This is a genomic window from Desulfonatronum lacustre DSM 10312 (assembly GCF_000519265.1).
Taxonomy (GTDB): domain Bacteria; phylum Desulfobacterota; class Desulfovibrionia; order Desulfovibrionales; family Desulfonatronaceae; genus Desulfonatronum; species Desulfonatronum lacustre.
The window spans coordinates 290,177-309,081 of the sequence record NZ_KI912608.1 but is presented as its reverse complement, the minus strand read 5'-3'; the positions used below and the strand labels follow the sequence as shown (position 1 = coordinate 309,081).

The 18,905-nt window shown below is 55.1% G+C and carries 15 protein-coding genes and 1 riboswitch; of the genes, 10 read left to right on the top strand and 5 right to left on the bottom strand.

Features of this window, described 5'->3' with window-relative positions:
* The first annotated feature begins 37 nt into the window (after window positions 1-37).
* The 6 genes from DESLA_RS0101380 (at window position 38) to DESLA_RS18000 (ending at window position 7,255) form a co-directional block, all read left to right on the top strand.
* Window positions 38-1,150 (top strand): glycosyltransferase family 4 protein, encoded by a 1,113-nt coding sequence (locus tag DESLA_RS0101380; protein WP_028571095.1) that lies wholly within the window; start codon window positions 38-40, stop codon window positions 1,148-1,150.
* Between the two features lie 508 nt (window positions 1,151-1,658).
* A complete protein-coding gene (locus tag DESLA_RS22115) occupies window positions 1,659-2,768 on the top strand; it encodes a glycosyltransferase (protein WP_084031798.1) in 1,110 nt (369 codons plus the stop codon).
* Window positions 2,769-3,074: 306 nt separating this feature from the next.
* On the top strand, window positions 3,075-4,256 hold the full coding sequence (locus DESLA_RS22110; RefSeq protein ID WP_084031797.1) for a glycosyltransferase: 1,182 nt from the start codon (window positions 3,075-3,077) through the stop codon (window positions 4,254-4,256).
* Window position 4,257: 1 nt separating this feature from the next.
* Window positions 4,258-5,025: a glycosyltransferase family 2 protein gene (locus DESLA_RS0101365; protein WP_035261188.1), complete on the top strand. Its 768-nt coding sequence runs from the start codon at window positions 4,258-4,260 to the stop codon at window positions 5,023-5,025.
* A 46-nt stretch (window positions 5,026-5,071) separates the two neighbouring features.
* Window positions 5,072-5,761 (top strand): class I SAM-dependent methyltransferase, encoded by a 690-nt coding sequence (locus DESLA_RS22105; protein ID WP_169732578.1) that lies wholly within the window; start codon window positions 5,072-5,074, stop codon window positions 5,759-5,761.
* Window positions 5,762-5,782: 21 nt separating this feature from the next.
* Window positions 5,783-7,255 (top strand): MraY family glycosyltransferase, encoded by a 1,473-nt coding sequence (locus tag DESLA_RS18000; RefSeq protein WP_051434271.1) that lies wholly within the window; start codon window positions 5,783-5,785, stop codon window positions 7,253-7,255.
* On the opposite strand, the gene DESLA_RS0101350 is transcribed toward DESLA_RS18000, so the two are convergent.
* Window positions 7,240-9,384: an STT3 domain-containing protein gene (locus DESLA_RS0101350; RefSeq protein WP_028571091.1), complete on the bottom strand. Its 2,145-nt coding sequence runs from the start codon at window positions 9,382-9,384 to the stop codon at window positions 7,240-7,242. The two genes, DESLA_RS18000 and DESLA_RS0101350, sit on opposite strands and share 16 nt — an antisense overlap.
* A 206-nt stretch (window positions 9,385-9,590) precedes the next feature.
* A complete protein-coding gene (locus tag DESLA_RS23520; protein ID WP_281172381.1) occupies window positions 9,591-9,998 on the bottom strand; it encodes a pilus assembly FimT family protein in 408 nt (135 codons plus the stop codon).
* 233 nt (window positions 9,999-10,231) lie between these two features.
* Window positions 10,232-10,338: riboswitch (cyclic di-GMP riboswitch) on the bottom strand.
* Window positions 10,339-10,597: 259 nt separating this feature from the next.
* Between DESLA_RS23520 and DESLA_RS0101340 the strand changes: the two genes are divergently transcribed.
* The gene (locus DESLA_RS0101340; RefSeq protein ID WP_028571090.1) at window positions 10,598-11,485 is read left to right on the top strand and encodes an NYN domain-containing protein; all 888 of its coding nucleotides are present in this window, start codon (window positions 10,598-10,600) and stop codon (window positions 11,483-11,485) included.
* 12 nt (window positions 11,486-11,497) lie between these two features.
* On the opposite strand, the gene DESLA_RS0101335 is transcribed toward DESLA_RS0101340, so the two are convergent.
* The 3 genes from DESLA_RS0101335 to DESLA_RS0101325 form a co-directional block, all read right to left on the bottom strand.
* On the bottom strand, window positions 11,498-11,917 hold the full coding sequence (locus tag DESLA_RS0101335) for a secondary thiamine-phosphate synthase enzyme YjbQ (protein WP_028571089.1): 420 nt from the start codon (window positions 11,915-11,917) through the stop codon (window positions 11,498-11,500).
* Entirely contained in the window at window positions 11,886-15,089 is a 3,204-nt protein-coding gene (locus DESLA_RS17990; protein WP_084031795.1) for an efflux RND transporter permease subunit, read from the bottom strand. Before DESLA_RS17990 ends, DESLA_RS0101335 begins: the two co-directional genes overlap by 32 nt.
* Before the next feature lie 101 nt (window positions 15,090-15,190).
* On the bottom strand, window positions 15,191-16,261 hold the full coding sequence (locus tag DESLA_RS0101325) for an efflux RND transporter periplasmic adaptor subunit (protein ID WP_028571088.1): 1,071 nt from the start codon (window positions 16,259-16,261) through the stop codon (window positions 15,191-15,193).
* Window positions 16,262-16,433: 172 nt separating this feature from the next.
* Between DESLA_RS0101325 and DESLA_RS23745 the strand changes: the two genes are divergently transcribed.
* From DESLA_RS23745 to DESLA_RS0101310, 3 genes are read left to right on the top strand one after another with little or no spacing between them, the layout of a single operon-like run.
* Complete coding sequence (locus DESLA_RS23745) at window positions 16,434-16,634, top strand: dual CXXC motif small (seleno)protein (protein ID WP_420024976.1); 201 nt, start codon at window positions 16,434-16,436, stop codon at window positions 16,632-16,634.
* Between the two features lie 28 nt (window positions 16,635-16,662).
* The gene (pcnB, locus tag DESLA_RS21350) at window positions 16,663-18,087 is read left to right on the top strand and encodes a polynucleotide adenylyltransferase PcnB (RefSeq protein ID WP_051434270.1); all 1,425 of its coding nucleotides are present in this window, start codon (window positions 16,663-16,665) and stop codon (window positions 18,085-18,087) included.
* 14 nt (window positions 18,088-18,101) lie between these two features.
* Window positions 18,102-18,827 carry a histidine racemase CntK family protein gene (locus tag DESLA_RS0101310; protein ID WP_028571086.1) on the top strand — a complete coding sequence of 242 codons (726 nt, stop codon included), beginning with the start codon at window positions 18,102-18,104 and terminating at the stop codon, window positions 18,825-18,827.
* Window positions 18,828-18,905 lie beyond the last annotated feature (78 nt).

Sequence of the window (18,905 nt, the reverse complement as noted above, 5' to 3'; positions counted from 1 at the left end):
AGAATGGCCTGCGAAAATTTTAAATCGACTAATGCAGATGAAAATAGTCTACATATCTTCATCCACCATCCCATCCCGTGCAGCCAACAGCATCCACGTGATGAAGATGTGTCAGGCGTTCGCCAAAAACGGGCATGAGGTGGTGCTGATTGCGCCGGATAAAAAGGATGCACTGGAATCGGGTGTGGAGGATGTTTATAAGTTTTATGGGGTGGACAAGTGCTTTGAGATCATCAACTTGCCCTGGCTGCCCATCAGAGGCCGAGGGCATATATATGGTTTTTTGGCTGGATTAAAGGCTAGGTTATTAAAACCAGATGTTGTGTACTGTCGGAATGCTCCCGGGTGTTTTTTTGCTGCCAAGCTTGGTCTGCCGGTCATTTTCGAGTCCCACGCTCCGCTGGGAGACAGCGGAACAATCAGTAATTGGATGTTTCGTCGGATTCTAGAGTCATCCAAGCTGAAGAAGATGGTGGTCATAACCCATGCCCTGAAAAAATATTATCTAGATAATTACTCTTGTGATGGTAATGAGATCCAGGTCGCCCCGGACGGTGCAGATCCTGTGCCGGAAGGAATTGAACCCTTTGACCTGCCCAACAAGGGTGCGCGATTGCAGGTGGGGTATGTGGGGCATTTGTATAAGGGTAGAGGTGTGGATATCATCATTGATATGGCCAAGAACTGTGACTGGGCCAATTTTCATTTAGTTGGTGGAACTGAGACGGATATCAAATACTGGATGATTAAGACAAAGGGTCACGACAATATATTATTCCGCGGCTTCGTTGCGCCAGCTGAAGGAGAAAGGTTGCGCATTAGCTTTGATGTTCTACTTGCGCCCTACCAATCTGATGTTTCCATATCAGGTGGCGGTAACACAGTTAATTGGATGTCACCTTTAAAGCTATTTGAATACATGGCAGCCCAGAAACCCATCATCTGCTCTGACCTGCCCGTGCTCAGAGAAGTTTTTGCACATGAAAAAAATGCACTTTTATGTCCGCCGGATGATGTAAATGAGTGGGTAAAAGCCCTGGAAAGGTTGAGGCAGGACAAAATACTTGCCGTACAACTGGGACAAACCGCTCATGATGAGTTTGTAAGGAATTATACCTGGCAGGCCAGGGTTGAAAAATTGGAGTATTGATTTGAAAAATGTTCAGCAGGATGAAGCCACCCGACATCTATTGGGCAAACAGGTCGAAAGGTCTGGCTATCTCCAGTAGCTGCAGAGAAAACGACTGATCCAGCCCTTGAGTGTTTGATGTAGGGTTGACGTTTTGCAGAAAACACAGGCTCTCTTTCATGCACATGCCGACCAGGAGCAATTACTTTGCACGGGATGACGTTTTGTTGGACAAATCCCCAAAGCGCGTTGCCACGTCAAGCAAAAGCATCGTGTTTTGCCCAGCGCTCCAGACAACCCTTTTTTCACTGCCTTGGCACCTCGGTCCTGATCCAAAATGCAGTCCCCGTGGAACCGCTCCGGTCTCTTGCAACAAGGACCGCCACGAACTCCTTTGCGCTGGGCCTCATCCAAATCGTTGATCCAAACCAGGATGAGTTGAAAGTCTTTGTCCATCTTACCCCCTCCAGTTTTCAGAATTTCCTGAATAACATTGGGGAGTCAACAACACATAAAAAAGAGCCATTTGATGCCTCCACTCCTCTCAAAACGAGTTGCCTTGTATCTCCCTATGCTTAGCGGCGGTGGAGCGGAACGAGTAATGGTCACACTGGCCAATGCCTTTACTAATCGCGGCATTGGTACAGACTTTGTACTTTCAAAAGCCGAAGGACCATATTTGAAAAATATATCACCAAAAGTACGCATCATCCACCTAAATACTTCTCGTATGTTGACAAGCGTATTGCCACTTGCAAAGTACATTCAAAAAGAACAACCACAGGCCATGCTAACTGCATTGCGCCATGCTAATGTGATTGCAATTCTAGCTACAAAATTGGCCAATTTCCCGCTACGACTCGTTATTTCTGAACGTAGTCCACTAATTTCAACTCGAGCATATGCGAAAGGCTTCAGAACAAGGGTCATGCCATTTCTCATGCGCTTATTTTACCCCAAAGCATATAAGGTTGTGGCTGTTTCACAAGGAGTGGCGGATGACCTTGTACTGCTTACCGGTTTGCCTCGCGAACGAATTCAGGTGATCTACAACCCAATTGATGCCCCTCGAATTGAAGTTCTCGGAAAATCTCCCCCCGAGCACCCATGGTTTGCTCCAAATCAACCTCCCGTCGTCCTTGGGGTTGGAAGATTGACGCCTCTAAAAAGTTTCAAAACACTCATTAACGCATTTTCTAAACTTCGAGATCGACGCTCTGTGCGCTTGGTGATTCTGGGCGAAGGCGAACTTCGGAATGAATTACAGTTGTTAATCGAAAACTTGGGGCTTACAAACGAAATCGCCCTGCCAGGATTTGTTGACAATCCTTACGCTTGGATGCGAGCAGCAAAACTTTTTGTTCTTACCTCTATATGGGAAGGCTTACCTTGCGCTTTGATTGAAGCTATGGCCTGTGGCACATCTGTAGTTAGCACGGACTGCCCTTATGGGCCTTCTGAGGTACTTGAAAATGAACGATGGGGCCGGCTTGTTCCTGTTGGAGATACAATTGCGCTTGCAGAGGCAATGGATTCGGCACTCAACGATCCCAATCCACCTGATGTAAGGAAACGTGCTGCTGATTTTTCTGTTAATAATGCTGTTGTAGAGTATATGAAAGCACTTGATATAAATTAAAAAATATATACAATACAATTTTTTAACTGCTTTTTATGACTAAACAACCACCAGCTTAAAGCTGGTGGGTTTGATCCAGCGGACTGAAAGTCCAGCCTTGACCGGCAGGCTTCGCAGCCGGTTCGTACGTGCTCCTCATCGGCCACGTTAAACACCCAGGCCTCGGCAAGCACGTTTACACAAATCCGACGCGTTATTCGCATGCAAGGCAGTCCAGGCGGTACACCAGCGTAAAGCCAAACCGCTAGCTGAAAGCCACCCGGCTAAAGCCGGGGGTTTTAACCTTTTCCACGGACTAATAAAGTAATGAAGATTGCGTATATAACTACTCAATTCCCTGCTCCTTCAGAAACATTTGCCTGCAGCGATGTACGCGTGTTAAATAGACTTGGAGTTGAGATCGCAATTTTCACACAAAAACCGGCACATCGCGATTTTGAAGAAATGGTTAAAGATCGCGACCTTAAACCAATTCCGATCACGTGCTGTGGCATTAAAAATTACATTCTTGGACTATTCGCTTGCTTGCGTTATTTGAATTCATCAATTCAATTGATATGCTGGTTGGTTAAAAATGAATTCAACAAACCTCTCCAATTATTCAAATGTCTTGCGTTGGTACCGGCAAGTTTTTTTATTTTGAGCCGCATCAAAGAGTTCAATCCAAGCGTCGTACATTTATATTGGGGACACTATCCAAGTATAGTTGGCTACCTAATAAGAAATAAATCACCACAAATTAGAATTTCTTTATTTCTTGGAGCATATGACCTTGAAATGAGGCTTGGCATAAGTGCTAGTCTTGCAAAAATTGCAGACATCATTTTCACTCATACCAAAGCAAATGTCGAAACAATAAAGAATCTCGGAGTTGGCTTATCTCGCATAAATGTAGTTCATAGAGGAATTGACATAGCCTATCTAAATAGCTTTTTAAATGAAAAAAAAACTAAAAACAATAAAATACTCACCGCAGGAAGATTAATTCGAGAAAAAGGATTTGATAAAGTCATAAACGCATTCACTATTGTTTTAAAAAGAAAAATAGATGCTCAGCTTTCAATTGTTGGAGACGGTAATTTTAGAAATAATTTAGAAAAATTATCAAAATCAAATAAAATACAAAATTATGTTAAATTTTATGGCCATATACAACAGCAAAAATTATTTCAAATAATGCGAAACTCTGATTTTTTTATTTTATTGTCATATAAAAAAGGTGAAAGACTTCCCAACGTTATTAAGGAAGCAATGTTTGCAAAATGCATATGCATTACCTCTTATACTCCAGGAATTGAGGATCTTATTTTACATGGAAAAACAGGATTTATTGTTTTAGAAAATGAAATAGAACAATCCGCTGATATAATAACCAAACTATCCGATTCTGAAAAAAAAATGATTGGTGAAAACGCTAAGATATTGATAGAGGAAAAATTTAATGCAGAAATACAAATGAAAGAATATATTGACCTGTGGAGACATTAGAATGTCTCATGGAATTCATTTTCTCATTTCCATCATCACCCCGACATTCAACAGCTCTGCGTATCTCAAACAAACCGCCATCAGCGTCCGCTCTCAGACGCACCAGAAATGGGAATGGCTGATTACGGACGATTTTTCTCAGGACGGCACATGGCAGATGATCCAAGACCTGTGCGCTTCGGACAGCAGAATCAAGGCTGTTCGCAACGACGCGAACCAGGGGCCTGCTTTTTCCCGCAACCGCTCCATGGACAGGGCCAAAGGCCATTATTTTGCCTTTCTCGACGCCGACGACGTCTGGCTTCCACATAAACTCTCAACACACCTGGATTTCATGGCATTTGGAAACCTCTCATTTTCCTTCACTGCGTTCGAAGTCATCGACCGGCACGGAAAATTCACAGGCAAGGTCGTGGACGGCAAATCTCGTTCAACGGTTAATTATGAGAACATGTTGCGCAAAAAGGCAACCATGGGCTGTTCCACGGTGATAATTGAACGGGATATGGTTGGCGATGCCCGCATGCCCGAATTGCGCACAGGGCAGGACTATGCTTTTTGGCTTACACTGTTGCGAACGGGATTATTGGCCACATGCCTTCCAGTGGCGTTAACCAAATATCGAATAGTACCCGGCTCTCTTTCCAGGAATAAAATCGGCAAAGCTCGGCGGCAATGGCAAATCTACCGTAAACATGAAAAACTCGGATTCTTCAAGAGCGCGATCTGCTTTTCATCGTATGCTTGGAGGGCCGTGTTCAGAAGGTAAGGCTTTTTGGGGACCTCACCTACAAAACAATAGAAGCCTGCGACCAATGCCTCTGGATCATTCCCTGACATATACCGATGGTCGGCTACGAAATCTGCCCCATCGCTTGCGTTTGCGGCGCATTGCACGGCTTGCGAAAAAACATGCCCCCAGCCATGTCGCCACATATGGTGACTTTGGCTGCTCCAACGGGTACCTGACCTCATTGATCGCTGCCATGATCAAGGCCGAGGATACTCATGGTTTTGACCATACTATCGAACACCTGGCAGCCGCACGAACAACCTATCCAAGCATCAATTTTCAAAAGTTTGATCTCAACTGCCAAGCGGCCAAACTTCGTTTCGATTTTGTTACCTGCCTGGAAACCTTGGAACACGTCGGCAACCTGAGTCATGCGCTGCAAACGTTGCTGAACAGCCTTAAATCCAGCGGCAGACTACTGATCACTGTTCCCGTGGAAATCGGATTTCCCGGCCTCGCCAAGATAATCCTCAAGAGCCCCCTCCACAGGGAACTCCAGGGTTTTGGAACATCGCCCCGAGGGTATCTGCTTGCTCTCCTGCGCGGTGAACGTCTGTCGCAATTTCGGCCTGAGAGGGATAAGTATTCAACGCACCTGGGATTCGACTATCGCGACATCGACGACTACCTGACAAAACGAAAAGACATAAAAATGGTCGAAGCCCACACGAAAGCGACGACTCGATTCTATGTCCTTCAACGGATCCGTTGAACGGAGTATCGGACAAAGACCATGACCACCCTGCTGACCACTTTTCTGCTTTCTCTTCTGCTAGCACTGATTCTGACCCCCCTGGCGGGCAAACTGGGGGTGGTCATGGGAGCCCTGGACACACCGGGAGGGCGCAGGGTGCACGACGGGGTGATCCCCCGGACCGGCGGGTTGGCCATCTTTGCCGCCGTGGGGATCACGCTGACGATCGCCTGGCTCTGGGGCACGGATGTTTCCCGACTGATCATCCCGGACCGATCATTGCTCGGTCTGCTGGCCGGGGCGCTGATCGCCCTGGGTTTAGGGCTTTATGACGACCTCTTCCGGCTAAACGCCTGGAAAAAACTCCCAGTCCAGATTCTGGCGGCCAGTGCGGCCTATGCCGGGGGCATCGCCCTGGACAAGTTCGTCCTGTTCGGCCTGGCCGTCTTCTTCGACCCGGTCACGTCGTACCTCCTGACCGTGTTCTGGTTTCTGCTGTTCATGAATGCCCTGAACCTGATGGACGGACTGGACGGGCTGGTGGGGGGGATTGTTTTTTTTGCGTCCCTGGTGATGATCGTGCTGGCCATTCCGCGGGAGGATTATCTCACGGCCCTGTTTTTCGCGGCCCTGGCCGGGTCGGTGCTGGGCTTTCTGCGCTCCAATTTCCATCCGGCCACGATCTTTCTGGGGGATGCCGGCACGTATTTCCTGGGCTACGCCATCGCCGGTTTCGGGCTGATCACCTCGGTCAAAACCCACGTGGGTGCGGCCATTCTCATCCCGGTCCTGGCCATGGGGCTACCCCTTCTGGATATCCTCCTGACCGCCCTGCGCCGCCTTGTCCAAGGCAGGAAAATCTTTCAGCCGGACAGCGATCATATCCACCACCGGCTGCTCAGAATAGGCCTGAATACACCCAAAGCCGTGATGGTCCTCTACGGCCTGACAGCAACACTTTGCACCCTGGCCATCGTCCTGGTGAACATCCGGGATGAGCAAAGCGGCCTGCTCCTGGTGCTGATAGGCGCGGGAGCCTTCATTTTCGCGGGCAAACTTGGCTATTTGGAAACGTTGCGCCTGCGCTGTTTTCCAGAAACGGCCGACACCATGCTCAGGGCGACAGGGCTACCCAGTGATCGACGCTGGATGGACTTGCTGCCGGAACTGAAAAATGCACCGGACATGGAGGCATTGCACAGGAAGCTGAGGAAAATCCTGGAGCAGATGGGGGTTGAAAAGGGCGGTCTCAGGACAAATCACGGTGGCGGTACAGCAGACGGGGCGTTTGACGGCGAAAATTGTCCTGCAGATATGCGCAGACCACCCTTGCTTCGCCTGGAAATTTCGATCTTGGACGCTGAATCAGCCTGCCTGGGCACGTTGTTCCTGGTCAAGGACATTCAAGACGTGGCTCCCAACGAGGACATCCTGGCCAGTGTCGAACCACTGCGTAGCGCCCTGACCAAAGCCCTGACCCGTTTGGCCGCAAACAATCACCGCACCCGATAGACTCTGGCCCAGGGGGAATTGTCCAATACAAGTTCAAAATCCTCGATGAACAGGACCGAATCGTTTAGGAGCATCTGCACGAGCATGGAGTCATACATGGTCTTGTCCACGAATAAAAACTGCTGCAGGTCGTCGACGTATATCACGTAGTCACCGGTCTCCTTGTCCCAGGTGAACTCGTCAACCCCGCCTTGGGAAACCGAAAGAAAACCGTCCAATTCTACGGTGTTCCCATCAGAAAAAACAAGTACACCGGCATTTAGGTCCACGGAAACATCCATGAAAATCCGCTGAATCTTGCCGGAGCCCACCTGACCGCTTTGCACGTCCCAGTTGCCGAAATGGATGATCCAAGCCGCCATGGCCAGATTCTGCCACGAAAAGAGTATATACTGCTCCGGCAGGGTGTCCTGCCATGTCTGTCTAGTCTCGGCCAAGTCGTCCATGTATGCCTGTGCCTGAGCCGCGCCCATCTCTCGCAATCCGCTCAAGGGCGGTTGCAGATAAAGCGGCCAAGGCACAGCAGTTCCATCGAACGGCCCTTCCTTGGTTCCCTCTTCCCTCCACTGATTGTTTTGGCCGGCTGTCACCATCTTGATCACTTGAGCCGCCTGCAAAGGGGATGAGGTGGCATGCACCAGGGCCAAGGGATAAAGATAATCTCGTGTATTCAGCGCCCCGTCACCAAAGGATGCCCGTTCTGCATAGTACTGCGTGGCATAGCCGTAATCCCACCATGTCCAGATCCGGGCATCGACCGGTGTACTTTCCCGCAGTTGCAGCAATGTCTCGGCATATGCACGGGAAAGGACTGGAACAGGTTTTAATATGTCGGACTGGGCCCATAGTAACATGGCCGCCACCAAGGCAAACGCGCTCAGAATAGCGGTTCTGGCAGCCTGTCCGAGGCGAAGCCTGCCAAGCAGCAAGGCCAGACCCAAGCCTAGGCCCAAACCAATCGGGACGCCGCCATACATGGTGAATCGCGCACCTAGCTTCACTGCGCCTACAGCCAGTATAAGCAATGGAAGAAACAGGAGATAAAGGGGGCGCCGCCAAGCCAGATAGACGAATCCGACAACACCCAAAGCAAACAACCATCCGGTCACGCCGGACCGTTCTGCCATGATTTCCCAGGAGAGCAAGCGGGCTTCACGAACGCTTTGCATCACCGAAGGCAAGGCCAAGGTGTCGATGGTCTGATTGCTTTCGGAAACAACGGGAGAATATTTGGCCAGTTGGCGAAGCACCGAACTGACCTGCGTGTCGAGATTGCCGGCCCAGACAACTGCCAGGGCGCACACGCTCACCAGGAGCCAAAAGTACGGACCTGACCTGAACCACTTGCAAAAAGGACCGAGCGCCAGGGTCAAGACTGCCAACACGAACATTCCCCAGAAAATGTTCACGGCCAGCAGAAAGACCATGCCTAGGCACACGCAGAGAACCGCCCGCTGTCGGCCGTCCCGAGCCAAGGCCAAAGTCAAAAGAACGCCCATGGCGACGATGGCCATCACTATGAGTCGGCCCGAGGAATAAAACCCGACATACGCCCAGCCCAGGACGCCCAAACCCAAACAGGCGCCGAGGAACAGCTTCCAGTCAGCGGGCCAATAATAACCGTTGGGCTTTAGCGCGAAACCGCCGCCACCTTGTTTTTTGGGCAGCCAATAATCCAGAAAAAAAAACAAACACGTCGTGAACAGCACCGGCAGTAGCAGGCTGAGCATATCATGATCGTAATATCCCAATCTGGTCCGGGCCAAAAAGCCCATGGCTCCGCCAGCCATAATGCCCATGGGCAGAATCGCCTCGGGAACTCCTTCTCGCCAAGCGAGGAAGGCCAGGGGAAAAACCACTAGGGGTGCCAGGAAGACGGGCAGCCAGAAGCCCAAATCGCCGTAGGACATGCCCGTGGTGACATGAAAAAAACGGGTCAGCTTGAAAAACGGCTCATGATGAGGATTAGGACGCGCCGTTCCCTTGGCTCCTGCCAGGAAGTAGTAAGCGTCGTGGGTGGTCTGGAGCCTCTCGCCCTGCACCTGATGCAACTGAGGCTCCCAGGCCGGGAGTTCGGCCAGCCGCAACCCTAAACATAGGACATAAACCAGGATCGCGGCCAAGAGCATGCAAAAAACTCGAACATATTGTCGATTACAGATAATGCCCAACTAAACCCCACAAACCTTAAAATGACAATATAACCAGAAATAGGGCATCAGGGACGAAATGCGCCAGCATGATTGGCAAAAAAAGTAAAAAGGCAGTTCGCTAAGTTTTACTTAGCGAACTGCCTTTGTGCCAAAAATCAAATAATGACAAAAAAATACGTCTGCTAATTAGCAGGTTCGCACTCAACAATACCTGGCGAACTAAATGAACATCTTACATTGACTGCGCTTACTACATAGACTTCGTTCGTGAATGCATTAATAGTCCCATTGGCTAAAGACAATACGAAGTCTTGTGTCTCATTTCCTATCGGACATTCCCAAGTCCAGGTAGTATTCCCACCAGTTACTGTCAACGAATCATGTTCGTCTGGAGTATCACCAGCAGCATAGGCTGCCGAAAGCTGTGTCGCACATGTTTTCAATGTCGCCGTAGCCGCAGAAGCCGCCGACCTTGCCTTATACTTCCCAAACTGCGGAATCGCGATCGCCGCCAGAATCCCGATAATCGCCACAACGATCAACAATTCGATCAACGTAAAGCCTTTTTCACCTTTTCTTGGCATTTGCATAATGCCCTCCTTCGGATTTTGGGTGGAATGTTTGCCCGATTTCGTTCCAACTGTTACCAGAACGCCGCCACAACGAGTCACTAGCACTGAACGACCGTCCTTTTTTTGGCGCGGGCTTTTTCAGAGGGCTGAAGGCTTGAAAACAGAAGGCTGGGACCTGAGACCTGAGTTTCTGTTTCGCCTTTGCTACCCTGTCGGGCTTGGCCAAAAAACATTTGGCGTCGCCCGTTTTGTCCGGCAACCCTGCCGCCCTATCCCTCCCGCACGGGGTGCGGTGCGGGCGAGACGTAGGCCGTCGGCTTTGCGTCCCATCCTTTCGGATGGTTTGCCCTGAGCGGACTTTGTCATTCAGCTAAAAGAAACCTTACCTTGCCCCAAAATAATGTCAAGCGAAAATTGTTGCAGCAGCCTTCCCGCCTCCATCCCTTGCTAGCCCATCCTCGCAGCTCTATACTGAAAGCCATGAGCAAGAGGATTTTCCTGACGTACCGATCAGAGGCCACAAAAGCCGCCCGACGGATCACTCGCCAGAGGCAGCGATGGGGCAAGGATTGACGGGGAGGAAGGAATTTTTCGAACAACCAACATCAGGAACCTGAATGATCACCAACACGAATCTGACCAAGGTCGGCATCTTTTACGACGGCAATTTCTTCTTTCACGTCAGCAACTATTACCTCTACGACCACTCCCGCAAATCCCGGATCAGCATCAACGGAATCCACCAGTTCATCATCCACGAAGTCGCGGCCCGCGAGGAACGGCCGGTCAAGAACTGCAAGATCGTGGACATGCATTATTTCCGGGGTCGGCTGACGGCCTACGACGCCCAGGCCCGCGACTTGCTGCTCAAGGAGCGGATATTCGACGACATCCTGATGAAGGAAGGGGTGATCACGCATTATCTGCCCATGTCTCCGGAGGGGGAAAAGGGCATCGACGTCTGGCTGGCGTTGGAGGCCTTTGAGTTGGCCATTTTCAAGAAGTACGACGTCATCGTGCTCATCGCCTCGGACGGGGACTACCTGCCCCTGACCAGAAAGCTGAATACCATCGGCGCGCGGGTCATGGTCCTGGGGTGCGACTTCGAATACGTGGATCAGTACGGAAACCACCGGGTCACCAAGACCTCCCAGGCCCTGCTGGATAATGCCACCTATCCGATCCTGATCAACGAAGTCATCGACGACCCCGAGCGCCACGACGACCAGATCGTGCGGGATTTGTTCGTCAAGGAGAAATACCGACCCGTGGACGCGGCCAAGGCGAAACCCGGCGAGGACCAATCCGGAACCGTGGTCTCCATTCAGGGCGGATACGGATTCATCCGCCCGGACATGGGCGAGGAAGACCTTTTCTTTCACTACGGCGATCTGGTGGACATGGACATCAACCGACTGACCGTGGGCGACAGGGTTTCCTTTCAGGAGAGCGTCAACAAGAAAGGTCCGTGCGCCGTGCGGGTCGTGCTGCAGAGCGGCGCTTGAGTCGGCCCGGCCTCACTCCCCGATGATCTTCACCAACACCCGTTTGCGGCGATTGCCGTCGAATTCCCCGTAGAAGATCCGCTCCCAGGTACCGAAGTCCAGACGGCCCTTGGTCACGGCCACCACCACTTCCCGCCCCATGATCTGGCGTTTGAGGTGGGCGTCGCCGTTGTCCTCACCGGTGCGGTTGTGGCGGTACTGGCTGACCGGGGCGTGGGGGGCCAGGCGTTCCAGCCAGTCGTCATAGTCCTGATGCAGTCCGGATTCGTCGTCGTTGATGAACACGCTGGCCGTGATGTGCATGGCGTTGCACAGCAGCAATCCTTCCTGGATGCCGCTTTCCCGCAGACACTGCTCCACCTGGGGCGTGATGTTGATGAACGCCCGGCGACCGGCAACGTCAAACCACAGTTCCTTCCGATAGCTTTTCATTGTTCGCTCCTTTTTCAGACTCCGGCAACTCGCAGCGCTCCGCCCCGCCTAGGGGGTCGTCCGCGCCCATTGCCGAGCCGGGGGTTTCCATGCGGATGAAGAAGGCCAGCAGGGACGGAATCACGAAGATCGTGAACACCGTGGACAGGGCCAGCCCGCCCAGGACCACGCTGCCCAGGCCGCGATACAGCTCGGACCCCGGCCCCGGGGCCACCACCAGGGGCAGCATGCCGAAGATGCTGGTGGTGGTGCTCATGTAGATCGGCCGCAGGCGGACCCTGGTGGCCTCCAATACGCCTTCCAGGTGCTCCATGCCGTGCTGACGGACGTTGATCAGCGACTGATTGACCAGCAAAATGGCGTTGTTCACCACCACGCCCACCAGGATCACGAAGCCGAGCATGGTCAGGATGTCCAGGGGCTGGGGAGCGATGAACACGTTGACCAGCTTCAGCCCCACGAACCCGCCGGCCGTGGCCAGGGGCACGGTGAACAGGATGATCAGCGGATAGACGAAGTTGCCGAACAGGGCGGACATCAACAGGTAAATGATGATCACGGCCAGGATGAAGTTCCATTGGAGGGCCAGCCGGGTCTCGGTCAGCTTGTCCGCCACCCCGCTCATCTCCACCCGTGAGTTGCCCAGCAGCCCCTGGGCCTCCAGAGCCGGAACGACCTGATTTTGAACGGTTTCCATGGCCTCCTGCAGGGTCACGTCTTCCGGAGGCGTGAGCTGCAACGTCACGGTCCGCTGGCGTTCCAGGTGCCGGATCTGGGTGATTCCGGTGGTCCGTTCCATGGCGGCCAGGGAAGAGACCGGCAACGAAATACCCTGGGGCGTGGCCACCAGGGCGTGATGCAGCACCTCGGGGGTTTCCATGGCCTGGACGGATGAACGCAGGACCAAGTCGATGGTTTTCTGCCCCTCCTCCTTGAAATCGCCGATCTTGCGTCCGTGGGTCAGCACGTCCAGGGCCAGTCCCAAATCCGTCGCGCTCAGCCCGGCGGCTCGGAGCCGATCCCGATCCGGAATGAAGCGGATCTCCGGATAGGTCAGTTCCAGGGAGGGAATCGGCCGAACCTGCGCCCCCGGGTAGATCCCGCGCAGCATCCCGAACATGGTCCCGCCCACGGCCACCAGTTCCTCCAGGTTCGGGCCGACGATATCGATGTCGATGGTTCGCCCCCGGCCCAGCCGGGTCTGAAATATCCCGGCCTGCAAACTGACCCCGAGCATTCCGGGGATGGACCCGATCACGTTGCGAAACAGCGGAATCAATTCACCGGCCCGCTGCTCATGGGTGCTCACGGCCCCGAAAAACATGAACGACTCCGCACCCACGTAGAACAGATGGAGGATACCGGGAAATCCGTCCACGTCCTGGTCGTAATGGGGCTCCAGGCGCTCGTGGATCTGTTCGCCGATGGCGACCCGCTCCGGATAGGACAGACCGGGGGGCGGGATCAGGATGTTCAGGACCAGATTACGGTTGCCCTCGGGCAGATAGTCCATCTTCGGAAAAAACAGCCAGGCGATAAGCACCGCCGCGGCGGTCAAGCCGCTGACGGTCAGAATCCGGGTGAACCAGTTGCGTACGGCCTGGCGCACGAAGAACATGATCATGTTGACCAAAAAGCCGCCCAGCCTGGGTAATGGACCCAGGTCCCGGGGCTTGACCGAACTGACCACCCGAAAAAGTTGGCAGGTGATGGACGGGATGACCATCACCGAAACCACCAGACTCAAGCTGATGGCGCAGGTCACGGCAATGGCGATATCCTTGAAAAGCTGACCGGCCTCCTCCTGAATGAAGACCACCGGCAGAAACACGGCCACCGTGGTCAACGCCGAGGCCAGGATCGCGCCCCAGACCTCCCGCGTGCCGTCCAGGGCCGCCTGGCAGGTGGGTTTGCGCATCTTCAGGTGGCGGTCGATGTTTTCCAGGACCACGATGGTGCTGTCCACCAACATGCCCACGGCAAAGGAAATCCCGGCCAGACTGACCACGTTCAGGTTCCGGCCGAAGGCGCTCATGAAAATGAACGTGCCGATAATGCTGATGGGAATGGCCCCGGCGGCGATGCCGGTGGTGGAAATCCGGCGCAGAAAGATGAACAGCACGATCATGGCCAGCAGGCCGCCGATCAGGATGTTCTGCTGAACCAGGGAGATGGCTCCCTGGATATAGTCGCGCTGATCGGACAGCCAGAGCAGGACCAGCCCCTGGGGTTCCAGGACGGTTTGATTCAGGTGCCGGACCACCGCCTCCACCGCGTCGGTCAGTTCCAGGACGTTGGTCCCGGGCTCGGCCTGAATGCCCACGGTGATGCCCTTTTCACCCCGATGCAGCATGGCCGCGGACGCCTTTTCGTACCCGAACTCCGCATGCCCCACATCCCGCAAGAACACCCGCTCCTGCCCGGAGGAACGGACCGGAAGCGCCTCGATCTCCTCCGGACTCTGGAACTCGGCCACGGTCCGAATACGGTAGTCCCGTCGGCCCACGTCGATGCTCCCTGCGGCCACGTTGACGTTCTCGGCCTGCAAAGCCCGGATGACCTCGCTCAAGGTCATGCCGTAGGCGGCCAGCCGTTCCGGCAGGACCACCACGTGCATTTCCCGCTCCGTGCCGCCGAAAACGAACAGGTCCGCCACCCCCTCGACCCGCTCCAGGTCCTGGCGGACCTCGTTTTCAAAAAATGTCCGATAGGTGTCGATGTCCTTGGGGTTGTCCGGCAAGGTCCGCAACGAGGTGAAGATGATCGGCGAGGAAGCCGCGCCCGTGGCCGTGATCACGGGCCGGTCCGCGCCCTGGGGATAGGAGCGGACCTCGTTGAGCTTGTTGGAGACCCGCAGCAGGGCGTCGTCCACGTTGGTGCCCAGGGAGAAGCGCAGATTGATCCGCCCGAAAGAGCTGAAGCTCTCGCTTTCCATCTCCACCAGGCCGGGGATGCCCTTGAGGACGTTTTCCTGCTCCTCGATAATATCCCGCTCGATCTCATACGGCGTGGCCCCGCTCCACACGGTCTGCACGGAAATCTCCGGCTCGATCACCGTGGGCGTGAGTTGGTAGGGCATGCCGAGCAGGGAAATCAGACCAAAAATCACGACGAAAATCACGCCCACCAGGATGGTGACCGGATTGCGGATGGCGAAGCTAATGGGATTCATGGGTGTTCAGGGGTTCAGGGGTTCAGGGTTCAGCGGTTGATGAGGTTCACGGTTCAGGGGGCAATTGCGAGGTTCACATTTCATCATTCACTCCTCACCCTTCACTCCACAACCCGCACCGGCTGTCCGTCTCGCAGGCGCTCCTGGCCTTTGACCACCACCTGGTCACCGGGGGCGACGTCCTGGGCTTCTATCCCGGCCGTGTCCCGGGCAAAGCCGAGCACGGTCACCGGGACCATTTTGGCCTGCCCCTCCCGGACCAGAAAAATCACCTGGCCCATGGGGCTGGGAACAACAGCGTCCCGGGGGACCGTCAATCCCTCGTGACGTTGGCCGGTGGGCAGGTACATCCGCACCTCCATGCCTTCCAGAAGGCCATGCTCGTTGGGCAGCCGGACCTTGACCGGAAACGTCCGCGAGCCCACGTCGCCACGGGGCACCACGGCCTGAACCCGCCCCTCCAACTCCCGGCCCGCGGCGCTTCCCCGCACGACCTGGCCCAGCTCCAGCCCGAGAGCCACGTCCACGGGCACATTGACCAGGATGTCCACCACATCGTAACGCGCCAGTTCCGCCACGGGAGAGCCCGACGACAGCCATTCCCCGAGATTGCTCTTCCGGGACAGGACCACTCCGTCAAACGGGGCCAGGATGACCAGCATGCGCAGCTCCTCCTGGATCCGGGAAATGTCCGCTGCCAGGGACTCGGCTCGTCGCTCCAATGCGCTGGCGAGAAACTTGACCTTTTCATACTCCTGTTCAGCGACGGTGTTTTGCTCATACAGCCGTTGCATCCGATCCAGTTCCCGCGAGACGCGGGACAGTTCGGCCAGGACTTCTTCCCGCTGGGCTCGACGGGACAAGAGGTCCTTGGACTTGAGTACCCCGTCCATGGTCACCAGCTTGTCGCCGCGGCGAACCCGGTCCCCCTGTTCGAAATGGACCTCAAGAACCCGACCACTGACTTCCGAGGCCACCAGGGAGGTTTCCTGAAAATAGGCCGTGCCCACGAACTCCCGTTCCTCGACCATTTCCCCGGACGCGACCGACGCCACGACCACCACGGCCGGCGGCGGCCCTCCCTGCTGTCCCGGTGGCTGGGCCGACACGATTCCCGCGCTCCAGAACCAGAACATCGCGGCCAGGATGCAAACCAACAAACGTCCGTGCATATCGTCTCCGTATCCTTGTTGTTGATGGTTGACGGCTGAAGATTCTTACCCGGATCGTTTACAAAAGAAAACCGCGTAAGCCGTGAAGCCACGGGATTGGAATTGACTTTCCGCAGTCTCGCTGTATGTTCGCGTCCGTGACCACAACCTGTCCCGCCACGCAAGGATTATCATGCTCCCGCCCATCCAAGACATCAGGACCCGACTCCGTTGCCGGAAGTGCGGCGATCGCTTGCACGCCCGGCGCGGCTGACGGGCCGTCGCCCTGCGCTGCGGGTCCTGCGGCGCCGCCTTTGCCTTGCACGAATACGGAACCACCCTGGACGACCTGATGGAAGAATTTTTGGCCGACACTCCCTGCAACCGAATATAGCAATACGTTTTACGTTTTCCTCACCCGCATGCCCCCACAAATCATTCCCCGCGACGAACACCCCATCTCCCGCAAAAACATCCATCCCGACGCTCTGAGGGTCATGTACCAACTCGGGCGCAAGGGATTCACGGCCTACCTGGTGGGCGGCGGCGTGCGCGACCTGATCCTCGGGCGCGAGCCCAAGGACTTCGACGTGGGCACCAACGCCACGCCCAATCAGATCAAGAAGGCCTTCCGAAACTGTTTCATCATCGGCCGCCGGTTCCGGCTGGCGCATATCCATTTCGGCGACCAGATCATCGAAACCTCCACCTTTCGGCGCTGCCCCGAGCCGGATGCCGACGGGAACGGGGATTTGTACGTCTTTCGGGACAATTGCTACGGCTCTCCGGAAGAGGACGCCCTGCGCCGGGACTTCACCATCAACGCCCTGTTCTACGAGGTGAAGCGATTCTCCGTCATCGACCATGTCGGGGGATTGAGCGACATCCGCGACCGATTGATCCGCTGCATCGGAGATCCGAACATTCGTTTCCGGGAGGACCCGGTGCGCATGATCCGGGCCGTGCGTTTCGCCTCCCGCCTGGGCTTCCGGATCGAACCCGCCACCTTCAACGCCATTCTCCGCCATCACCAGGAAATCCTCAAGGCCGCCCCGCCCCGGGTCTTCGAGGAACTGATCAAGCTCTTTGCCTACGGCTCCGGGGAACAGGCCGTTCGCCTGCTCTATAAAACCGGCCTGCTCGGGGATCTACTCCCGGAAATCGCGCAGTATCTGGACCAGGGCCGCGCGCAAAACCGGGAATCCGTCCTGTGGTCCTGGCTGGGCCGCCTGGACGACCGGATCAGAGACAGGGGCGGCCTAAATCCGGTCCTAATTTTCGCGACCCTGTTTTTCGCCCCCATGAGCCGACTCCTCAGTGAACAAGCGGCCCGGGACGAGGAGCAAGAACGGCTTGCGCTCCACCTCCGGCTGACCGAACTGCTCACGCCCATCTGCATCCGGATCAGCATGCCCAAGTTGATGACCATGCGGATGATCCAGGTCATGGCCAACCAGTCCCGCTTCGTCCCGGACAAACGCAAGCGCTTCTCCAAGCGCGGCTTCGTGGCCCAGGAGACCTTCCCCGAGACCCTGGCATTGTATGAAATCGGTCTGCGCGTGGCCGGCGAGGATCCGGAGCGCCTCGAACCCTGGAACGCCCTGCGCATGGAAATCGAAGCGCAACGTCCGGACTTCAAAATCAATAAAAAGACCGCCGATAAAAAGCCCGAAAGGACAAGACGCCGTCAGGTGATGGCAAGCGCCGAAAAACCGAACGAGAAGACGACGGCGATACCGGACGGACCGGCAACCGAAACAGCGGGAGAAAACGTCGAGATCAAGCGTTCCCGCCCACCGCGCAAGCGTTCCCGCCGCCGCAAGCCGTCGTCCGCGCCTCGAACCTGACGCGCCCGTTCTCCATGACGACTCGCAAATTCCTCATCGCCGGCGGCAACGCCACCGCTTTGGTCCAGGACTGCCCGACCTCCCTTCGGGCCTCCCTGGCCGCGGACCTGCTTTGCGACGTGGAGCAGGTCGGCTTCGTGGACGAACAGGCCCGTCCGCCGCGCCTGGAGATGATGGGCGGGGAATTCTGCATCAATGCCACCCTGGCTTTCGCCTCCACCCTGGGGCCGAAAGGAACCGTCCGAGTCAGCGGCCTGGATCGTCCGGCGGACTTCGTCAACATGCCCCACGCCACCCGTGCGACCATCCCCCTGCGCTGGTCCATGTCCGAAAACATCGTCCTCCTGGAAGGCATCGGCTTCATTCTCACCCCAAAACCGGACGGACATGCCTCGAGCAGCCCCACGGGCCACGCCCGAACCAAACGCGAACTGGCCGATCTGTGCAACCGCTTCGACCTCCCGGCCTTCGGGGCGATCCACTTCTCCGGCAATGCCATCACGCCGTACGTTTACGTCGCGACCGTGGACTCCTTTGTCCCGGAAACAGCCTGCGGATCAGGAAGCGTGGCCTTCAGCCTGTTCACCGGCCAAGACCGGGTCCGTCAACCCACCGGACAATTCATCACGGTTCGTCGGGCTGCTGTAAAGGAACGTGAGGAAGAGGGCGTGGACCTCTTTGAAATCGAAGCCCGCGTTGAGCAGTCCGCGCTTTCGCCCAATTTCACAGAGCAGATTTGATCTTTATCCTCACCCGCTCTCTGAATCGATATCGAAGTCGTGATCGAAATCGAAATCGAACGTCATGACCAAGAAAAC

What these genes read in the sequence shown, in the direction of transcription:
- DESLA_RS0101380 (WP_028571095.1), top strand. Translation starts at nt 38, where the DNA reads ATGAAAATAGTCTACATATCTTCATCCACCATCCCATCCCGTGCAGCC.
- DESLA_RS22115 (WP_084031798.1), top strand. Translation starts at nt 1,659, where the DNA reads ATGCCTCCACTCCTCTCAAAACGAGTTGCCTTGTATCTCCCTATGCTT.
- DESLA_RS22110 (WP_084031797.1), top strand. Translation starts at nt 3,075, where the DNA reads ATGAAGATTGCGTATATAACTACTCAATTCCCTGCTCCTTCAGAAACA.
- DESLA_RS0101365 (WP_035261188.1), top strand. Translation starts at nt 4,258, where the DNA reads ATGTCTCATGGAATTCATTTTCTCATTTCCATCATCACCCCGACATTC.
- DESLA_RS22105 (WP_169732578.1), top strand. Translation starts at nt 5,072, where the DNA reads ATGCCTCTGGATCATTCCCTGACATATACCGATGGTCGGCTACGAAAT.
- DESLA_RS18000 (WP_051434271.1), top strand. Translation starts at nt 5,783, where the DNA reads ATGACCACCCTGCTGACCACTTTTCTGCTTTCTCTTCTGCTAGCACTG.
- DESLA_RS0101350 (WP_028571091.1), bottom strand. Translation starts at nt 9,384, where the DNA reads ATGCTCTTGGCCGCGATCCTGGTTTATGTCCTATGTTTAGGGTTGCGG.
- DESLA_RS23520 (WP_281172381.1), bottom strand. Translation starts at nt 9,998, where the DNA reads ATGCAAATGCCAAGAAAAGGTGAAAAAGGCTTTACGTTGATCGAATTG.
- DESLA_RS0101340 (WP_028571090.1), top strand. Translation starts at nt 10,598, where the DNA reads ATGATCACCAACACGAATCTGACCAAGGTCGGCATCTTTTACGACGGC.
- DESLA_RS0101335 (WP_028571089.1), bottom strand. Translation starts at nt 11,917, where the DNA reads ATGAAAAGCTATCGGAAGGAACTGTGGTTTGACGTTGCCGGTCGCCGG.
- DESLA_RS17990 (WP_084031795.1), bottom strand. Translation starts at nt 15,089, where the DNA reads ATGAATCCCATTAGCTTCGCCATCCGCAATCCGGTCACCATCCTGGTG.
- DESLA_RS0101325 (WP_028571088.1), bottom strand. Translation starts at nt 16,261, where the DNA reads ATGCACGGACGTTTGTTGGTTTGCATCCTGGCCGCGATGTTCTGGTTC.
- pcnB (WP_051434270.1), top strand. Translation starts at nt 16,663, where the DNA reads ATGCCCCCACAAATCATTCCCCGCGACGAACACCCCATCTCCCGCAAA.
- DESLA_RS0101310 (WP_028571086.1), top strand. Translation starts at nt 18,102, where the DNA reads ATGACGACTCGCAAATTCCTCATCGCCGGCGGCAACGCCACCGCTTTG.